We start from the raw sequence: 19989 nt of genomic DNA on the forward strand, positions 1-19989 counted from the left end.
AGGCACCGAAGAAGGATGGGAAAGGTTATGAATATCCGGTGATCGGTCATGTAGTAGGCCTGGAAGGAAAGGTGCGAGGTGACGGACGGAAGCTGTTAGCAATGGCAGGATATTAAACAGCCCGGAATAAAAACAGATACCAAATGCAACACCTGTGAAGCCGCAGGCACTTAATGAATCAGAGTCGCAGGTGAGATGGATGAGGTCAGCTTCCGCTGCGAGCGAAATGGAGCGAGAATGCGTTAGCAGCGTTGCCTGTATCCTGAACGGGCGTATGATAAATCATGTATGAAAAAATTTGCCAACGATTACTTGACAGTAACATCTAAGGAAATCTAAGTGTAAATATTTTGACATTTTGTCAAAAAAATGATATAATTTGCATAAAAAAGAGATAAATAAAAGAAAAAAATTGTATTAATGTAATAAAGGAAAAAGATGGTTACTATAGTAGATATTGCGAAAAAAGCAGGAGTATCGCGCGGAACGGTTGACCGCGTTTTGCATAACAGAGGAAAAGTATCTCCTGAGAAGGCCGAGCGGGTGAAGTATTATGCGAAGCAGATGGGGTATAAACCGAATCTCGCAGCTCAGGGGCTTGCAGCAAGAAAAAAACAGTTTCAGCTGGGATTCTGTTATCTGGAGGGAAGAACAGCGCCCTTTTTTGAAAAGGTATGCGAAGAGGCGCAGAAATGTGCGCAGGAGCTAACACAATATGGAGTAAAGGTATCTTTTTTTCCGATTCCGGTGGAGCACAATCATGATGAGGAAAGAATATTGGAATTTGCGCGCACATATCAGATGGACGGCTGGGTCATGTATGGCACTTTCGGGACGCATTATCTGAAGGCGATGGAACAGCTTGGGCAGGAGGTGCCGCCTGTTGTCGCATATAATCTGGACATGGAGCAAAGGATTGCATTTGTGGGCTGTGACTATGTGCAATCAGGAAGACTGGCATGCGGCCTGGCGGCGCTTATGACGAATCAGAGAGCAACTGTGGGTATTATTACATACTATGAAAAGAATGTGGCCAGTCAGAATCGGATTCTTGGATTTCAGCAGGAGATAGAAAGTCATTACCCGGATATGAAAGTTGCAGAGATTTTGTATCTGGAATGGTATATGGATCAATTTGATGTGTTTTTACAGGTAAAGAGTCTTCTGGAGCGCAATCCTCAGATTGATACAATTTACCTGGCGAATCCGGGAGATTACAGCATCTGCAAGGCGATCTACAAGGTAGCCGAGAAACGGCAGGTAAAAATCATCACACATGATCTGGCATCGCAGGAGCTGATAGAAATGATCAAGAAAGGCGAAATTGCTGCTACAATCGGGCAGGAACCCGAAAAGCAGGGGAGAGAACCGCTGGAGCTGTTATTTAATTATCTGGCGTATGGAAAATCGCCCGAGAAGGACTGGTATAAGACGGAGCTATCGATTCATATTCAGCAGAATGTGGAGTAAAGAAAGGGGGGGCAGATTATGCCCCCCTTTATTCTGGCAGAACGATCTGATTTTTTTAAGAGAAAAGTCATGCCACCAGTTTTGTGTTTTTTAATAAGAGATGTACCTGCTCTTTTTGTTTTGCAGTTGCAGGAAGCAGCGGCGGCATACACACGGTGGATGCAGATGAGATATTTGTCTGATGGACAGCTTCTTTTATAATAGGGATAAATTGTTCGCCGATGGTGTAAATGCTCATTAGAGCATCTATCTGATTCTGACACAGCTGCATTGTTGGCATATCATTTTTGCGTACGGAGTCAGCAAAGAGTGATGTAAGCTCAGGAGCAAAATTTGAGATACCGGCAATACAGCCATCTCCTCCGGATTGGATATTGTGCAAAAAGAATTCGTCAAAGCCGGAATATACCAGGAAAGAAGGAAATTCTTTTTTTACTTCCTGAATAATCTGGCGGGTATGTGCCATGTCAGCAGTTGTGTCCTTAATCCCAATAATATTGGGATACTGTCCGCAAAGGGTACGAATGAGTTGCGGGGATAGATTGTACCCGGTACGATCCGGGAAATTATACAGGATAATCGGACCATTTACCTGACTGGCGACCTGCCCATAAAAGTTTTCTATGGAAGATGTCGGAAGGCTGAAATAAAAAGGCGAAATAATAACTAATGCATCGGCTCCCTGGTCCAGCGCATAATTGGATAAATCGATACATTCCTGAACGAGCATCCCTCCGGTTCCGACATACAGAGGGATACGTTTATGAATATATGAAACTGCAGCTCGGATAAATGTCTTCTTTTCTTCTGTTTTGATTGCAAAAAATTCTCCTATACTGCCAAGAATGAGAATTCCATCCACGCCGTTTGAAATCAGATTTTCCCAGAGCATAGCGTTAGCTTCCAGGTCAATGTGCCCGTTGCTGTCTAATAAAGTGACAGCGGGGCAGATCCATTTTGCTTGCATAGATACCTCCTAAATAAGATAAGTGTTTGGTAAAGCGGATTAACAAGGAACAGTAAGCAATACCACAGATTTAGACGGCATGTCTATTTGAAGTGTTTGTCCTGCTGATTTAAAACCGGTAAATCTCTGTGGATAAATCGTGTCAGGGTATTCAAATGTATTTCTGGCATTCATCTGTGGTGCAGTTAAGACTAATGCATTTGACACAGAAAGTGTTTCAAGATCAGGAATATGGCAGGTAATTTGTGCGCCCTGATCCGGTGCAATATTTACGAGTGTGATGTTAATTTGATTATCACGGTTTTTAGAGACGGACACATTGACTTGTTTAATGCTCTGTCCGTTGTAAGTGTAGTCTTCGCACAATAGAGCAAAATCAAGTAGCTGGGCATCCTGGTGTACCTGGTACATATCGTAAATATGATATGTGGGAGTGAGGAGCATTTTGGCACCATCGGTCAGAATCATTGCCTGCAGGACATTGACAGTCTGAGCAATGTTTGTCATATGGATGCGGTCTGCGTGATTGTTGAAAATATTGAGGCTGGTACCTGCGGAAATAGCATCGCGCAAGGTATTTTGCTGATATAAAAATCCCGGGTTTGTTCCAGGCTCACAGTCAAACCAGGTGCCCCACTCATCAATGATAAGGTCTACCTTTTTATCTGGGTCGTAGAAATCCATGATTGCTGTATGCTTCTGAATAAGATGTTCCAGATGCAGGGCAGCTTTCATGATCTGAAACCACTCATCCTCGGCAAAGTCAGTCGCAGAACCTCTGGAAATAGAAGGATCCATATAGTACTGTTCATTTCCGTCTGCAAGATTTGTTGTGCGGGTCGGATCCGCAACGCGAGTATAGTAGTGTAGGGCAATAGCATCAATATAAGGTGCTCCGATTTCCATAAGTTCTTTTGTCCATTTATAGTTTTCGTTTCTTGGTCCGCAGGCGATACGATAGAGCTTGTTGTTGCCATAATCACGGGCATACAGATTGTATCGCATCATTTCATCGACATAGTATTGGGCACGCATCCGACCACCGCAATTCCAGTTTTCGTTTCCAATGCCAAAGTATTTTAGTCTCCACGGTTCTTTTTTTCCATTTTGTGCCCGCAATGTGGTCATAGGGGATTGCGCGTCAGAGGTCATATATTCAATCCATTCGGACATCTCTCTAACTGTACCACTTCCTACATTACCGCAGATATATGGCTCTGCTCCTAATAGTTCGCAAAGCTCAAAAAATTCGTGAGTGCCGAAGTGATTGTTTTCTGAGATGCCGCCCCAGTGTGTGTTGACCATGGCGGGGCGGTGTTCCTTCGGACCGATGCCATCCATCCAGTGATATTCATCGGCAAAACATCCCCCGGGCCAGCGGAGGCAGGGGATTTTGATTTTTTTTAATGCGCTGACAATATCTGATCGTATACCATGAATATTCGGAATAGAAGAATTTTCTCCGACATAAAAACCATCGTAAATACAGCGTCCCAGGTGTTCTGCAAAATGTCCATAGATCATACGATTGATGGTTGCTTTGGCAGAAGCTGAATTGATAATGAGCTGATTAGCCATAATTAGAGATTCCTTTCTTTTGTATGCTTTTTAGTTGCGAGATGGATTTCCTGCGGACCTTCTGGTATGCAGGCAAATGGGCCGATACACGATGCACCTGGTCTGCGGGAATGACCAAAGAAATCCTTTTCAATACAAAACGGCGTTCCATCTGGATTTTCATAAGGAAGTTCTGGTTCAAAAGCAATTCCGAGAAAATCGGTAGTAACAGGAATTGCGGATATAGAGGATGGATAGCTGCAAAAATCAAGCGTTACAGAAACTTCTCCATTTTCGTCTTTTAAAACTATCTGAGGGCAATATTCTGGTACTGTCAAGCTGTTTGTTTCTTTACGGAATGGATGGGCGTCACCAAAGTAGAGATTGGACCCACAGTGCATAGGAATACGCATGGTAGCAAATTCATCAACTGTATGCAGTGTGTGGTAGAAATCTTCCCCTTCGGCAGGGCAGGCATCATAAATAGATAGTCCTTTTGGCTGAATTTCGCCCGGGTTTTTTATATCAAAGTTCATCCAGATTTTGTTGTCAATTGCTTTTTCCTTTTTTTCGAACTGCTTTTGTGTACCAGTAAAAATATTATTATAAAAGCGATTGTCACCGCCTAGAATGGTCATAAAACCACGCACGCCTGTTTCGTGTGCGTAGTGATACGGTGTAAAACGGTTTGTGACTCTCGTCCATGTAAGAAAACCAGAGAAGAGATTGTGTAAATAAGCTCCGCCCTGAGAAAGATCACGCACGTTTTTCATGGAAAAGAAAAGGTTATTGTCTACAATATAGGGACCGTGACTGACTTCTACAAACAGATCTTCGGTATCGTTGTCGTATAGCAGATTTCTGGTGATCCGTACTCCCTGCGCCTGCCAGTCCATCCACAGACCGCGATCGCAATTGTGAATGCAGTTATTTTCAATGAGGCAGTCAAGAGCAGCATGTAGCTTGATCCCGGCGACTTCAGCACCATTAAACATTCTTTTATGATGAATGTTGAAGATATGGTTGTCTGTAATTTGACTGAACACGGCTCCTAAGTGACCACAAATACCGGTTTGTTCGCAATCGTGAATAATATTATTTCGGACAATATGTGAGCCAATATGTTCTTTATCCCAGTTGCAGTGGTGCAGTGCGTTCATGATGACATCACGTTCACGTTGTGTTCCGTTTTTGGTTCCGAGTAACGTCCATTCATTATGGCCAGATGTGATTTCTTTTCCGAGGCTGATACCAGAGTTTTTGGAATTGCTGATTTCATTATCCTCAATAATCCATCCCTTACTCCAATGAGGACCGATCAGACCTTCCTGAAGAGCAGTAGGGGGAGCCCAGTTTGGAGCAGCCATAGTTAGATGAAATCCCCGCACGGTTATGTAGTTGATTCCCGTATGTTCCGGCCAGAAGCAGAACTTTCGTACATTAATTTCTACTGTATTTTTAAAAGGATCAAATTCGCGGAAATTTACATAGATAGTAGTCTCTGTCTGCGTAGATTCACAATACCATTTGTGCAGGGACCATTCTGGTTCGCGTGCATTGTGGAATGGCAGGTTTGAGGAAAGCTCATCAAATGAATCAGCTTCAAATAGAGATTTTCCATTGATGTAGACCTCTCCAAGATGAAATTTACGTTCCAGCGTATCAAACCAATCCCCCCACACGAGTTCCTGATACGGATTGAAAGAACCAAAAAATGTGTTCGGCAAAACAGTTTTATAGATAGTGCCACTTACCTTTTCCCAGTTTTCTACAAGTTCAGATCCGGAAATAACGACGCTTTCTCCAGGCGCTGCTTCAAAGACGATTCGGGAAGATTCGTTGTTTCCGCCTCTTGGCGGGTTTACATGTTCACGATAGATTCCGGCATGCACGGTAATTGTATCGCCGGGCAGAGCCAGTGAAGCGGCATGTGAGATGGTTAAAAAAGGGTATTCGGAAGAGCCGGAATAGCTATCACTTCCGGATTTGGCAACATGATAGTGCTTTGACATAAAAAAACCTCCTGATTAAATTTTCTTGTTGCTCTCTGCTTTCTATATCAGTGCGCAGATAACGAAATTGTGCATTGATATTTGTTAATAGTTATGAATATACCATAGATTGCTCGAGCACGCAAGAAGAAAAAGAATAAATAAAGAAAAAATATATGCAAAATATATAAAAATAAAAAATAATAATAAATATATTGACTAAAATAACTAAATATGATATGATCACCGTATCTATAAATGTGTTCGAGCACAGAAAAGGAGGATGAAAATGAAAAAGAAGGTATTAGCAGCTATATTGGCTGCTGCAATGGCTGTAACGGGATTGGGGACGTTTCCGGTGATGGCGCAGGAGGAAGAACAGATTGAGCTTACTTTCTGGCATAATGTTCCAAATGAAACAGGACAAAAGGTAATTGAAAATGCTATTGCAAGATTTAATGAAGAGTATCCAAATGTAAAAGTTACAGTGGTGGCAAATGAAAATGACCCGTATAAGACAAAGATCGCGACAGCTATGGCGGCTGGAGAGGAACCAGACATTATGACTTCAAACGGCGGAGGATGGCTGAAGACGTTCGTAGATGAGGGGAAAATCTTAGATCTTACAGATCGTATTGCAGAAGTAGAAGATGAGTATTATCCGGCAGCCCTTAGTTTGTTTGAGTATGATGACAAGCGGTATGGGCTTCCGACATCATTTGGTCCGGCTCCAGTATATTTTAATAAACAGATTTATGAAGAGCTTGGATTAAAAATCCCAACAACACTGGAGGAGTTTGAAGCGAATCTTGAGGCTTGTAAAGAAGCAGGATATATTCCATTTACTCTCGCAAATTCTGCGCAGTGGCCTGGGGCGCTTACCTTTATCTGGCTGTCTCTTCGATATGGTGGAAAGGATGCTTTCCTGAATGCCTATAACAGAGAAAATGGCGGTACCTTTGAGGATGAATCCTTTATTAAGGCTGGTGAGAAGATTCAGGAATGGGTAGAAAAGGGATATTATCCAGAGGGCTTTAATGCAATGAACGATGATACCGGAGCTTCCAGAATGCTTTTCTATAGTGGCCAGGCAGTGCATTTTATCAGTACAAACGGGATGGCGGCAAACTGTACAAGCGAGGCCCCGGAGTTTTATGAGAATAATCTGGATATGTTCGTATTCCCGGAGATTGAAGGCGGTAAGGGAAATGTAAAAGAAATTCTTGGTGGTGGAAATGGTTGGTCTATTACCTCGAAGTGTGAGCATCCAGATGAAGCATTTGCGTTGATTCATTATTTGTCGGATAAAGATTATGCACAGGATAATGTAGATCTTGCTGGTGTAGTGAGTGGTGCAAAGGGGGTAGAAATGCCCAACCCAATCGCACAGAAAGTATCTGACATACTGCAGGAAGCGGACTACGTGCAGAATTTCTATGATCAGTTTCTTCCAACAGATCTTGCAGCTTTGCATAAGCAGACGACATATGATCTGTTTGGTCTGACTACGACACCAGAACAGGCAGCGGCAGATATGGAGGCGTTAGCGAAGGAAACGCTTGACTGACAGTTATTTTGGAACATAGTGGGCACAGACTGCATGACACAGATGTCTGTCTGTGCCCTTTCTATATGGGAAAGGTAGGCGGGAAATGATCAATAGTAAAAAATTAAATAAACGTCTGCTGGTATTGGCGTTTGTACTGCCGGCACTATTTTTTTACGGTGTATTTAATCTGGCGGGTATTGTTAGGACTTTTTACTATAGCACTCTTGACTGGAAAGGAATTAGTGCAAACAAAACATTTGTCGGATTGGAGAACTATATCGCAGTTGCAAAAGATCCTCTTTTTTGGAATGCGCTTAAAAATAATCTGATTCTTGTAGCAGTTTCTGTGTTTATACAGATTCCCTGTGCGTTAGGGCTCGCACTGCTGATCAATGCGAAACTGAAAGGTGCCAGATTTTTCAGGACTGTTTTCTTTATGCCGATGCTGCTTTCTACAGTGGCTACAGGAATTATGTGGATTTTATTTTATGATCCTAATTTCGGTATTCTGGCGTTGCTCATACATAAATTGAATTTACCGATCTCTACTGCTTTTTTACAGGGAGATCGAGCATTGCCTTCTATTTTGCTGGTTATTTGCTGGCAGTTTATTCCTTTTTATATGATTATCTTGAAGGCAGGCCTGACGAATATCCCGGAGGAATTGTATGAGGCGGCCAAAATTGACGGAGCAAATTCGTGGCAGTGTTTTTCGCGGATTACAATGCCGCTTCTGATACCGACAATCAGGACATCTGCGGTGCTGCAACTTGTAGGTTCGTTGAAATATTTTGACCTTTTTTATGTAATGATGGGAGGAGCGCCGAATGAGAGTACAGAGCTCATGGCGACTTATATGTATAAAAAGGGCTTTACAGAATTTCGGATGGGGTATGGCAGCACAGTGGCGGCGTATATGTTCATTATATGTTTTGTATTTGCCTGTGTATTTTTATTTATGACCCGGAAAAAGGAGGATGCAAGATGAAAACGGTAAAACATTGTGTTACAAAAGGCGTGCTTTATTTTTGCTGTTTTATTGTACTGATCATCACAGGATTTCCGTTTGTATTCCTTTTGACGAACAGTTTTAAAGATATGGCAGATTATCTGCAAGGGGTATGGGATCTTCCTGATAAACTTTTTTTGGGAAATTATCAGGCGGTATTGCAGCCTGACTTTTTACGTTACTTTTTAAACAGTGTGATAGTAGCTGGCATCAGTGTGTTTGTGATTGTTCTTGTTTCATCTATGATATCATTTGCATTTGCCAAAATGCATTTTCGCGGACAGAATCTGTTATATTTTATAATTATTGCAGGGATGATGATTCCTGTCCATACAACACTGATTCCTACATTTACGCTTCTGAGCTCTCTGGGACTCAGGGATTCACTGATTGGTTTGTGTGGTCCATATATCAGTTATAATATACCGATATCGGTGTTTATCTTGACACAGTTTTTCAGAGAAATTCCAAAAGAGGTAGAGGAAGCTGCGATCATTGACGGGTGTAGTACATTTCAGGTTTTTAGAAAGATTACGATGCCATTGTCCAGCGCGGGGCTGTCAACGGTGGTTGTATATACATTTTTAAATATATGGAATGAGTTTATCAATGCAAATATTTTGATTGATTCGGCAGCAAAAAAGACATTGCCGCTTGGAATTCGTGATTTTTATGGATTTGAGACGGTGAATATTCCTGCAGTGTTGACTGCAATTCTGGTAGGTTCTCTTCCGGTGATTATTTTGTATTTTTGCGCACAAGAAAAGGTAATCAATGGTCTGACGCAGGGGGCTGTAAAGGGATGAGAACAGGTATGATGGAACGTACAGAGATTAAGAGTATACGGGAGAGAAATCTGTGGGCGCAGTTTGATGCACTTCAGCTTGGAAGCGGATGGAGTGAAGAGGATTTGGAAAAATATCAGATCCTGATAGAAGACGCGTACGGGGACAGCCATCCAGGGAGTGTGCATTTGGACAGGATTAGCCAACAGGCTGCCTATGGAGTGTTTGAAAGTGGCGGACATCCGGCACAGTACCATATAACAGATGTATGTGATGGATGTGCTCAGGGGCATGATGGGATGAATATGGTACTTCTTTCGCGTGAGACAATTTGTGATATGCTGGAGGTGCATGGCAGATTTATACCATGGGATGGAGTGATTTTAAGTTCTTCCTGCGATAAGGCGATACCGGCTTATTTAAAAGCAGCGGCCCGTTTGAATATCCCGGCGATTTTTATTCCGGGAGGCAGTATGCGTTCGGGGCCAGATGAGACAACATCTTTAGTAGCAGGGGATATTTCTCTGCGACAGAGAAGAAATGTACGGATTACACAAAAAGAGATTCGAGATTATAAGCTGACAGGATGTCCGTCTGTAGGAGCATGTTCTTTTTTAGGGACAGCGTGTACAATGCAGTGTATGGCAGAGGCGCTTGGATTGGCACTCCCTGGAAGTGCACTGGTACCGGCTACAATGCGTGAACTGCTTGCATATGGGAGAGCTTCGGGAAAGAAAATGGTTGAATTGATAAAACAACAGATCAGGCCTGTGGATATTCTTACGAAAGAAGCGTTTTATAATGCATTTGTGGTACACAGTGCGATTGGAGGCTCGACAAATGCATTTATCCATTTACCGGCGATTGCGCAGGAACTGGGGATCCATCTGGATGTGGAGGTACTGAATCACATCAATGAGGCTGTACCTCATATTGCAAATATTTATCCAAGCGGACAGCATTTGGCAGAGGCGTTCTGGTTTGCAGGCGGGATTCCTAAGGTGCAGAGCTATTTGCAGGAATATCTGGATCTGGATGTTGTGACAGTTACGGGAAAGACTCTGAGAGAAAATTTGGATGCAATAGAACAAAGCGGATATTATGACCGCTACATAGGGTATCTCCACAATTTTGGCCTTTGCAGAGAAGATGTAATCTGTAGACCGGATAAGGCGGCATCAACAGGCTCTGTGATTATTATGAAAGGAAATCTAGCACCAGAGGGAGCGGTAATGAAATATGCGGCCTGTGTGCCAGAAATGTGGCATCACATCGGACGGGCAGTTGTATTTGATTGCGAAGAAGCGGCGCATGATGCAGTCGTAAATCATAAAATTACTCCAGGAGAAATTATCATAATACGATATGAGGGCCCGCGGGGCAGTGGAATGCCAGAAATGCTGATGACAACAGAGGCGATCAGCTGTGACGAGACGTTAAATGGCAGAGTATCGTTGATCACGGATGGAAGATTTTCTGGCGCTACGAGGGGGGCTGCAATTGGACATGTGTCCCCGGAGGCTGCGGTTGGAGGACCAATCGCATATGTTAAGACAGGGGATCTGGTAGAGTATGATGTAAAAAAGAAAACAATTGATGTAGTCGGGATCCAAGGGAGAATCTGCGGAAAAGAGCAGGCTGAAGAGATCCTTGCACAGAGAGAAAAAACAGAAGAACGGAAGAAGAAAGAGTATACAGGAGCGCTTGGTCGCTATACAAGGATGGCCTGTTCCGCAATGGAGGGGGCTGGATATTGATGAGACAGATGAATCGGTTTTGTGTTTCATAGCAGTGATGTAAAAGTGTGAAAAACTGAATCGTGTTACGGGAGCAAAGAGGCTGCAGGGGGTATACCGTGCGGCTTTTTTGCTGCACAGGGTGTGCTGTTCCGGCTATTGTTTTGGAAAAAAAGCAGTATTTTTTGTGCTTTGGGATAGCCACTGTGCCTTGGATTTGGTACAATATAGACAGCCTGTATTTTGGGTAAAAGAGAAAAAGGATTGTGCATAAGTACTAAATACAGATGGCAAAATTCTTAAAAAGTGATGAAAAAAATAAAAGTGTTGACGTACCGGAAAAGTTGGACTATACTAAATGCATAAGTTAGTTAAACGTTTTCGGAAAAGGTTTAACTAAAAGGAGAATGTTTTGAAGCGAGTAACTATTAAAGACATAGCAAAAGCGTGCGGAGTTTCTACTACTACCGTATCCAGAGTTTTAAATAATAAAGTAGGCTGCTGTTCACCGGAAACAGAAAAGAGGATTTTAGAGGCGGTCGCAGAGACGAATTTCAGACCGAATCCGGCAGCAAGAGCGATGGTTACAAAAAAGACGAATATTATCGGAGTGATCTTGCCGGATATCTATAACTATTATTTTCAGGATCTGTTTAAGGGAGCTGAGGATTATCTGAGTAAGAACGGTTACCGCCTGATTCTGTGCAACACGGATGGTGATCCGCAAAAGGAGCGTGAGTTTTTGCTCAGCCTGAGTCAGGGCATGGTGGATGGGATCATTGTAACGACCTCCAACCGGGCAGAGGATAATGCTGTGATACTGGAGTTGTCGGCAAAGGGGATGCCGATCGTCACAGTAGAGCGGTATGGGAAGGATTTGGAAAATATCCCGCAGGTTTGCTTTGATAATAAGAACGCGATGGTAAAGGCGGTAGAGGCGCTGCACAGCAATGGGCATACGAGGATTGCTTTTTTGAGAGGACCGATGGAGGCGTATAATGCCAGACTTCGGTATGAAGGTTATCAGGAGGGGATGCGAAAGGCAGGACTTGCGATCGATGACAGACTGGTGCTCCAGGGAGATTATAAGATGGACTCCGGGGAACGGGCAGCGCAGATGCTTTTGAAGGGAACCGAGTTTACGGCCATAATCGCATCAAATGACCTGATGGCTCTGGGAGCCTGTAAGGCGATCTATAAAGCGGGAAAAGCAGTTCCGGATGATATTTCTGTGATTGGATTTGATGGTACTTTGCTGGCAGAAATGCATCAGCCGCCGCTGGCGACGATCGTGCTGCATGGCTATGATATGGGAAGTGCTTCAGCAGAGAATCTGCTTCGTATGATCAATCAGAAGGGAGGAGTAGAAAAAAATATCCGATTTATGCCTGAGCTGCGGCTGGGCAGCAGTATAAGAAACCTAAATGACTAAAAAGGAGGAACCTATGGGAATGACATCGAGAGAGCGCGTACTGATGGCGCTGGCTCATGAAGAGACAGACCGTGTACCCATTGACTTGGGATCTTCGAGGTCTACGGGGATCAATGCCAATGCATATAACCGTTTAAAGGAATATATGGGGATCACCACAGACACGATTTTGTTTGATGTAAAGCAGCTGTTGGCGCTGCCGGATCATGATCTGCTTAGACGTCTTGGGGGCGATGTGGTCATCCTGCCAAGGCTTGTACCGTCTATCGGGATCAGGATTGATGAGTATAAGCCGGGGAAGCTGCCGCTTGGCGGCGGAGACTGTATGGTCGCAAAGGCGTTTGAACCACTGGAATTACCGGACGGATCGCTGGCTGTTCTGAATAAAGAGGGTACAGTGATAGCTAAGCGCCCGGCAAAGGGTCTGTATTTTGATGATGTTTATCATCCGCTGGAAGATTGTGAGGATGAAGCCGAAATAGATGCGATGGATCTTCCGGGGATCACAGATGAAGAGATGGCATACCAGAGAAAGCAGGCAAAGGAACTGTATGAAAATACAGAGTTTGCCATATCAGGAGCAACCAGCTTCAGCCTTTTTGAAAAAGGATGGAAGGACTGGGGGTATGAAAACTTTCTTGTCAACCTTTATACGGAGCCGGAGCTGACCGAGTACTATCTGGATAAGCTGACTGACGCTTATATTGTGATGATGGAACGGTATCTGGACGCGGTAGGGGATTATGTACAGATCGTACAGAGCAATGATGATTTTGGTTCTCAGAACGGGATGCTGATCTCACCGGAGCTGTATCGGAAATACTTCAAACCCCGTCATGCGAAGATTAATGCAGCAATAAAGAAAAAGAATAAAAATGTGCATATTTCGCTTCACAGCTGCGGCAGTATTTACCCGATCATGGGGGACATCATTGAATCGGGATTTGATATTTTAAATCCGGTTCAGAAGGAATGTGCAAATATGGACCCGGTACAGATCAAGAAGGAATTCGGTGATAAGCTGACGATCTGGGGAGGGGCATGCAGCACACAGACGACTATGACGCATGGGACGGTAGACGACATAATAAAAGAAGCGCAGGATATGATAAAGGTGTATGCACCGGGCGGCGGCTTTGTGTTTGGGGCCATTCATAATATACAGGCAGATATTGTACCGGAAAAAATAACCGCATTGTTTGAAACTGCTTTGAAATATGGGAAGCCAGAGTTTTTCAGAAATTAGAAAAATCGAAAACATATTTTTTTAAGGGTAAGTAAAACGTTTAACTAAATTTTTTTGGAGGCAAGTAAAACGTTTAACTAAAATAAAAAAGAAGAACAGGAGGTGAAGACAGTGAAGAAAATTGCAGTAATCGGAAGCTATGCAGTGGGGATGACTATCTGCTGTGATCATTTTCCGGTCGGGGGAGAGACCGTTCCGGGAAATAAGTTTCAGGCCATGCACGGAGGCAAGGGGTCGAATCAGGCAGTTGCCGCAGCCAGAATGGGGGCAGAGGTTCTTTTCGGGAGCTGTGTAGGTCAGGACAGCTTTGGAGATCAGTGCTTTAAGCTGTACGAGCAGGAGCATATTGATGCGACCTACGTAAAGCGCAGTCAGACCGGGCAGTCAACCGGCGTGGGCCTGATCTATGTAAACAGCGAAGGAGAAAACGAGATTGTGATTGACTTTGCTGCAAACAATGAACTGACACCGGAGGATATTGAGGCAATGATGCCTCAGCTAAAACAGTGTGAGCTGGTGCTGATGCAGCTGGAGATCGACTTGAAAACAGTGGCATATACAGCAAAGCGCTGCCACGAGGAGGGGATTTTGTTTGTACTGAATCCGGCGCCGTTTAGAGAATTGCCGGAGGGTGTACTGGAAAACTGTGATTATGTGACTCCGAATCAGACGGAGGCCAGACTTTTGCTTGGCCTTACTGCAGCGGATCAGTGCTCCGATGAGGAGGTTGCGAGACAGATCCATGAAAAAGGTGCACAAAATGTGATCGTAACGCTGGGAGAGGGCGGTGCGATGATCGTAAATGATACACTGTGCATGAAGGTGCCGGGTATACAGGTGCAGGCGGTAGATACGACTGGAGCAGGAGATACGTTTTCAGCAGCATTTTGTGTAGCGCTGGCAGAGGGTAGAAGTCTGGAGGATGCGGTCCGTTTTGGAAATACAGCAGCCGGACTTGCTGTGACGAAGTATGGGGTGATAGAGGCAATTCCGTATCGCAGGGATGTAGAGAATTACAGTAACCAATAAGAAAAAACAGGAGGGGCCATGAAAGCGAAAGGGATTTTAAACAAAGCGTTGATGTCAGCGATTACGGACATGGGGCATGAGCAGATCATGATCATAGGTGACGTTGGAGTACCGATCGTCCGTCCTGAGCAGAGGATCGATCTTGCGATTGCAGAAGATCTGCCTACTCTGGAGCAGGTACTGCGTCTTGTTATGGATGAGATGATCTATGAAAGAGTCATTGTGGCAGATGAGCAGAAAATGTATAATCCAAAGCATTTTGCAGCAGTGGAGGCGCTCAGTAAACGCTGCAAAGTAGAGACAATGCCGCATGCAGATCTGTTTTCGGAGTACATCGGTAAAGCAAAGTATATTGTGCGGACAGGCGGATTTGAACCGTGGGGGAATGTGATTTTACAGGCAGGGATCGATGCGCCGAAATGGTTTCAGAAGGAAGGCTGTATCGTTCCGGGCTACTATGAAGAACGGGCAAATTACAAAGAGGATTAGAGCTTATAAACAGATGAGAAACGAAAAAGCGGAGTCATAAAAAAGGAGAAGGTATTTATGAAGAAGAGAGTGTTGGCAGTTTTAATGAGTATGGCAATGTTGAGCGGTCTGGGAACAATGGCAGTGCAGGCAGAGGAAGCGCCGGAGAAAAAGGCGGAGGACATTAAGATTGCGGTGGTACTCCATGCAATGAACAGTTCTTTTTATACGAAGCTTGCGGATGGAGCAAAGGCTGCCGGAGAGGATCTTGGCATCACAGTGGATGTAACATCCCCTACGACAGCAAGCAACCTTGCGGAGCAGGTAAGTCTGCTGGAGTCGTGCATTACGGCGGATTATGATGGTATCGCAACAGTAACCTGGGACCCGTCAGGCTTTAATTCCGTGATCGCAAAGGCAGAAGAGGCTGGCATTCCAGTAGTCGGATTTAATATGGATGCTGCGGACTGCGGCACGAAAGCGTTTATCGGACAGGATTATGAGGACGCCGGGTATGAGCTTGGAAAATATATGTTTGGTGAAGTGATGAACGGAACCGGAAAATATATTGTAGCAAGCTGCGGCCCTGCTGATACGGCTTTGATCGCCCGTACAGAAGGCATCGCAAGAGCGGCAGAGGAGTATCCGGATATTGAATTCGTAGAAGTTATTGATATTGGTACGGATCTTACGAATGCATACGGCGTTATTGAAAATGCATATCTGGCTAATCCTGATGTAGATGCGATTTTGGGCGTGGATGTATTCTCTGAGGCGATCGGTACATTTATCGCGGCGTATGACCTTCAGGATGAAGTGAAGGCAGCCGGTTTTGACCTGACAGAGGGTACACTGAAGCATGTTGCCAATGGGGATATGCAGCTGACAGTCGGACAGAATCCGTATATGCAGGGGTACTATTCTGTACTCGAGCTGTACATGAATCTGGCCCACGGATGCGATTTTATTGATCTGAATACAGGCGCACAGCTGGTAACAGGGGAAAATGTAGCTGAAGTAGAACCGGAATAAAACGATTCCTGTTTGGAGAGATGGGGGCTGTTGCGGCAGCCCCTTCTTCTGACATTACAGTAAAGAATGGGGTAGAAATATGAAGAAGCTGAAAATGTTCCGTGAGATGGGTGTGCTTGTAGTATTGGCGATTATTGTAGCAGTACTTTCAATTATATCACCTGTATTTTTAAAACCTGTAAATCTCGTAAATATTGTCAGACAGACGACTGAAATCGGTATTATGGCGATTGGCATGACTCTTCTTATCATTGCCGGTGAGATGGATCTGTCCGTTGGATCCATTTTTGGAGCAACAGCTATGATGGGCGCGCTGATGTTTAAAAATGCGATGAATCCTACGCTGGTATTTATTTTAATGCTGGCAGGCGGCGCAGCAGTCGGCTTTCTCAATGGCTTTTTGGTTACTAAGGCAAAGATGCCGGCCTTTATAGCGACGCTTGGCACAATGCAGATCTTTCGAAGCGTGGCATACGCTGTCTCGGGCGGAATGAGTATCAGTGTATTTCCGGAAAAGGCAACCAACAGCTGGGTATTTAAAATGGGCGGTTCTCTGGGAAAGGTTCCGGTACAGGTTATCATTATGCTGGTTCTTTTTGTAGTCGCACATATTGTCATGAGCAAGACAAAGTTTGGATTTGATATTTATGCAACCGGTGGAAACAGAAGAGCAGCAAAGCTGGCTGGTATCAATACAGACCGGATTAAGATCGAGTGCTTTATGCTCACTGGCGCACTCTGCGCGCTGGCAGGTATGATCAGTATCGCCTATCTGCAGTCTGTTCCGACAACGGCAGGCTCCGGCAGAGAGATGGATGTTATTGCAGCGGTGATCCTGGGTGGGGCAGCGCTTTCCGGAGGACGTGGAACAATCCTTGGCACCTTTATCGGAGCGATCATCATGAGTGTTGTAAAGAATGGCATGGTGCTTTTAAGCGTACCAGTATTCTGGCAGTCCGGTTTTATCGGTGTGATTATTATCCTGGCGGTACTTCTGGATACGTGGCTTGGAAAGAATGAGCAGGAGAAGTAGGAGGCGCCTATGAGTTCATATATTGAATTTCAACATATTACAAAACAGTTTGGCGGGACGGTTGCATTAAACGATGTATCCTTTGAGATCAGAAAGGGTGAGGTGCACTGTCTGTGCGGAGAAAATGGCGCGGGTAAGTCTACGCTGATCAATCTGTGTGCCGGGGTGTTCCTGCCGACGAAGGGACAGATCCTGATGGATGGAAAACCGGTAAGCATAAACAGTGTGCAGCAGTCTGAAAAGCTGGGATTTTCTGTTGTGCATCAGGAGGTTCCGCTGTGCATGAATATGAGCATTGCGCATAATATATTTCTTGGCTCAAACCTGAGGACAAAGGGAATTTTTGTAGACGAGAAGTTTATGCAGGAAAAGACGCAGGAGCTGTTGGAGGAGTTTCAGCTAAAACTAAAGCCTGAGCAGCTCGTGGGGACACTCAGCATTGCAGAGCAGAGCATTATCCAGATCGCAAAGGCGGTATATTTTAAACCGCAGATCCTGATCCTTGATGAGCCTACGGCGGCATTGACAAATGACCAGAGAGAGGTGATGTACCGGATTGTAAGGAAACTTGTGCGGGAAAACCAGACAACGGTACTATATGTCAGCCATCGCCTTGAAGAGGTGATGGAGCTGGGAGACCGCGCTTCTATTTTCCGCGATGGCCATTATATTACCACAAGACAGATCAAGGATCTGACGATGGACGATATCGTAACACTTATGGTGGGACGTGCGATAGACCGGTCAGCGGGCAATGAGAGCTATGCGACAAATGAAGTGCTGATGGAGGTGAAAGGCTTTTCAAAGGCAAGGCAGTTCCAGAATATCTCTTTTCAGCTGAAAAAAGGCGAGATTTTAGGATTTGCAGGGTTCGTAGGAGCAGGACGGACCGAGGTACTTACCTCGATCTTTGGCGAAAACAGGCCGGACAGCGGAGAGCTTTTTATCCATGGGGAAAAAGTAAACATACGCTCCGCAGCAGACGCGATCAAAAACCGGATCAGTATGATCCCTGAGAGCCGTCGTGATGATGCGCTTATCGCACAGATGTCTGTGCAGCAAAATGCGCAGGTGACGATTATGGACAGGCTGAAAAAGGGCTTGCTGATCGACAAGAAAAAGAGCAGTGAGGTCATGGATGGAATGATGAAAAAATATGCGATCAAGGCAGGGAATGTCAATGATTCTATCATGACTCTAAGCGGTGGCAATCAGCAAAAAGTAGTCATTGCCCGCTGGATCGCAAATGAGCCGGAGATACTGATGTGCGATGAGCCGACCAGAGGAATTGATGTCGGCGCAAAGGCGGAGGTATATGATATCCTGCGGAGTATTGCAAAAGAAGGAATCGGGATTATCGTAGTGTCATCTGAATTGCCGGAATTGCTTGCGTTGTGCGACAGGATCATCGTTATGCACGAAGGACGGATCACAGGAGAACTGACCCGGGCGGAAGCTACGGAACAGGAGATTATGCGGTACGCTGCTGCAATCAAGTAGGATCTGACAGAAATGCAGGAAAATAGCAGGAGAAAGCAATGAAAACAATTTTATGTTATGGAGATTCCAATACCCATGGGGCAGTGTCGGTGAACGGCGAGCGGTTTAAATGGGAAGAGCGCTGGCCCAATATACTGGGAAAGCTTCTGGGAAACGGATACGATGTAAAAGAATCAGGCGTAGACGGAAGGACAACGGCGTATACGGATCCTGTAGGCGGCGAGGAACTCAATGGATTATCGCATCTGTCTGCTGCGATGCTGACGCATGCGCCGCTTGACTTGCTGATACTTATGCTGGGCACAAACGATACAAAAGAATACTTTCATCTTTCTGTCGCTCAGATTGCACAGGGCATGGAAAAGCTGATCGTAAAAGCACAGTCCATGGACTGCTGGAGAAATGCAGTACCGGAGATCCTGGTGATCGCTCCGGCACCGATTCTTCCAGGCTACGAGACAAAAGACTCTTTTTACTATCTGGGCAATGGCTGTGCAGAAAAGTCGGCAGCGCTTGCGCCTGTATATGAACGGCTTTCCCGACTGAAAAAATGTGAATTTTTCGATGCATCGGGTATTGCAGAGATAAACAGCGAGGACCATATTCATCTGACGAGGGAGGGACACCAGGCGCTGGCACGTTCTGTCGCAGAGATTATCAGACCAAAGGATCAGGAACCTTCATAAAACAAGAGGAAAAAATGAGCAGGAGATTGCCGGAAAAGAGGCGGATCCCCTGCTCATTTTCGATTGCGCAGGGCACAGAAAGTCGGTATAATCAGAACTATAAAAAACACCTGGAGGTTATAATATGTTAGAATTTAAGTATGATACACAGCTTTTGATTGAAGGGAAAAATCTGGATGAAGATGAAATCAGCGCATATTTTACACAAAATTTCAAAGGAGACTGTCTTTTGGCTGTGGGAGATGAGGAACTGATTAAGATCCATTTTCACACAAACGAACCATGGAAGGTGCTGGAGTACTGTGCTGGTCTTGGCGAAATTTATGATATAGTGATTGAGGACATGGACAGGCAGGCAAGAGGGCTGCAGGGATAAAAAGCAGAATTGAATTTTTAAGAACAGGCGATGTTGTGTCGCCTGTTTTCGCTGTCAAAATTCTGAAAATGCAGCAGGGGCAAAGGGAAAACTTAAAAAGAAAAGTTGACATGAAACAATACA

General features: G+C 44.6%; 17 protein-coding genes. 14 read left to right on the top strand and 3 right to left on the bottom strand.

Translation table 11 applies throughout. The features are described 5' to 3' along the window. Positions 1 to 438 precede the first annotated feature (438 nt). Positions 439 to 1470 (top strand): LacI family DNA-binding transcriptional regulator, encoded by a 1032-nt coding sequence (locus tag QOX44_RS09490; protein WP_283682867.1) that lies wholly within the window; start codon positions 439 to 441, stop codon positions 1468 to 1470. A 67-nt stretch (positions 1471 to 1537) separates the two neighbouring features. On the opposite strand, the gene QOX44_RS09495 is transcribed toward QOX44_RS09490, so the two are convergent. From QOX44_RS09495 to QOX44_RS09505, 3 genes are read right to left on the bottom strand one after another with little or no spacing between them, the layout of a single operon-like run. Then, positions 1538 to 2437 (bottom strand): dihydrodipicolinate synthase family protein, encoded by a 900-nt coding sequence (locus QOX44_RS09495; protein WP_283682868.1) that lies wholly within the window; start codon positions 2435 to 2437, stop codon positions 1538 to 1540. Between the two features lie 39 nt (positions 2438 to 2476). Continuing rightward, positions 2477 to 4015, bottom strand: coding sequence for an alpha-N-arabinofuranosidase (locus tag QOX44_RS09500; protein WP_283682869.1), 1539 nt, complete (start codon positions 4013 to 4015; stop codon positions 2477 to 2479). Between the two features lie 2 nt (positions 4016 to 4017). After that, a complete protein-coding gene (locus QOX44_RS09505; RefSeq protein ID WP_283682870.1) occupies positions 4018 to 6006 on the bottom strand; it encodes a right-handed parallel beta-helix repeat-containing protein in 1989 nt (662 codons plus the stop codon). 268 nt (positions 6007 to 6274) lie between these two features. Here QOX44_RS09505 and QOX44_RS09510 point away from each other — a divergent pair, with 268 nt between their 5' ends. The 13 genes from QOX44_RS09510 to QOX44_RS09570 all read left to right on the top strand — a co-directional run bounded on the left by QOX44_RS09510 (position 6275) and on the right by QOX44_RS09570 (position 19866). Continuing rightward, on the top strand, positions 6275 to 7552 hold the full coding sequence (locus QOX44_RS09510) for an ABC transporter substrate-binding protein (protein ID WP_283682872.1): 1278 nt from the start codon (positions 6275 to 6277) through the stop codon (positions 7550 to 7552). Between the two features lie 85 nt (positions 7553 to 7637). After that, positions 7638 to 8522, top strand: coding sequence for a carbohydrate ABC transporter permease (locus QOX44_RS09515; protein ID WP_283682874.1), 885 nt, complete (start codon positions 7638 to 7640; stop codon positions 8520 to 8522). Then, positions 8519 to 9349 carry a carbohydrate ABC transporter permease gene (locus tag QOX44_RS09520; protein WP_283682876.1) on the top strand — a complete coding sequence of 277 codons (831 nt, stop codon included), beginning with the start codon at positions 8519 to 8521 and terminating at the stop codon, positions 9347 to 9349. Before QOX44_RS09515 ends, QOX44_RS09520 begins: the two co-directional genes overlap by 4 nt. An 8-nt stretch (positions 9350 to 9357) precedes the next feature. Then, positions 9358 to 11085, top strand: a complete 1728-nt coding sequence (gene ilvD / locus QOX44_RS09525; RefSeq protein ID WP_283682877.1) for a dihydroxy-acid dehydratase — start codon at positions 9358 to 9360, stop codon at positions 11083 to 11085. A 391-nt stretch (positions 11086 to 11476) separates the two neighbouring features. Then, a complete protein-coding gene (locus tag QOX44_RS09530) occupies positions 11477 to 12496 on the top strand; it encodes a LacI family DNA-binding transcriptional regulator (RefSeq protein ID WP_283682879.1) in 1020 nt (339 codons plus the stop codon). Between the two features lie 13 nt (positions 12497 to 12509). Continuing rightward, positions 12510 to 13742 (top strand): uroporphyrinogen decarboxylase family protein, encoded by a 1233-nt coding sequence (locus tag QOX44_RS09535; protein ID WP_283682880.1) that lies wholly within the window; start codon positions 12510 to 12512, stop codon positions 13740 to 13742. Positions 13743 to 13853: 111 nt separating this feature from the next. Continuing rightward, positions 13854 to 14771 carry a ribokinase gene (gene rbsK, locus QOX44_RS09540; RefSeq protein WP_283682881.1) on the top strand — a complete coding sequence of 306 codons (918 nt, stop codon included), beginning with the start codon at positions 13854 to 13856 and terminating at the stop codon, positions 14769 to 14771. A gap of 18 nt (positions 14772 to 14789) precedes the next feature. Continuing rightward, positions 14790 to 15260, top strand: a complete 471-nt coding sequence (gene rbsD, locus QOX44_RS09545; RefSeq protein ID WP_283682882.1) for a D-ribose pyranase — start codon at positions 14790 to 14792, stop codon at positions 15258 to 15260. A 57-nt stretch (positions 15261 to 15317) separates the two neighbouring features. Beyond that, complete coding sequence (locus tag QOX44_RS09550) at positions 15318 to 16271, top strand: substrate-binding domain-containing protein (RefSeq protein WP_283682883.1); 954 nt, start codon at positions 15318 to 15320, stop codon at positions 16269 to 16271. A 79-nt stretch (positions 16272 to 16350) separates the two neighbouring features. Beyond that, positions 16351 to 17304, top strand: a complete 954-nt coding sequence (locus tag QOX44_RS09555; RefSeq protein WP_283682885.1) for an ABC transporter permease — start codon at positions 16351 to 16353, stop codon at positions 17302 to 17304. A gap of 9 nt (positions 17305 to 17313) precedes the next feature. After that, on the top strand, positions 17314 to 18804 hold the full coding sequence (locus QOX44_RS09560) for a sugar ABC transporter ATP-binding protein (protein WP_283682886.1): 1491 nt from the start codon (positions 17314 to 17316) through the stop codon (positions 18802 to 18804). Positions 18805 to 18842: 38 nt separating this feature from the next. Then, on the top strand, positions 18843 to 19490 hold the full coding sequence (locus QOX44_RS09565) for an SGNH/GDSL hydrolase family protein (RefSeq protein ID WP_283682887.1): 648 nt from the start codon (positions 18843 to 18845) through the stop codon (positions 19488 to 19490). A 124-nt stretch (positions 19491 to 19614) separates the two neighbouring features. Further along, on the top strand, positions 19615 to 19866 hold the full coding sequence (locus QOX44_RS09570; protein WP_283682888.1) for a kinase to dihydroxyacetone kinase: 252 nt from the start codon (positions 19615 to 19617) through the stop codon (positions 19864 to 19866). The last annotated feature ends 123 nt before the right edge of the window (positions 19867 to 19989 follow it).

Origin of the sequence: Parablautia sp. Marseille-Q6255, assembly GCF_951230155.1 — a bacterium.
Lineage (GTDB): Bacteria > Bacillota > Clostridia > Lachnospirales > Lachnospiraceae > Choladousia.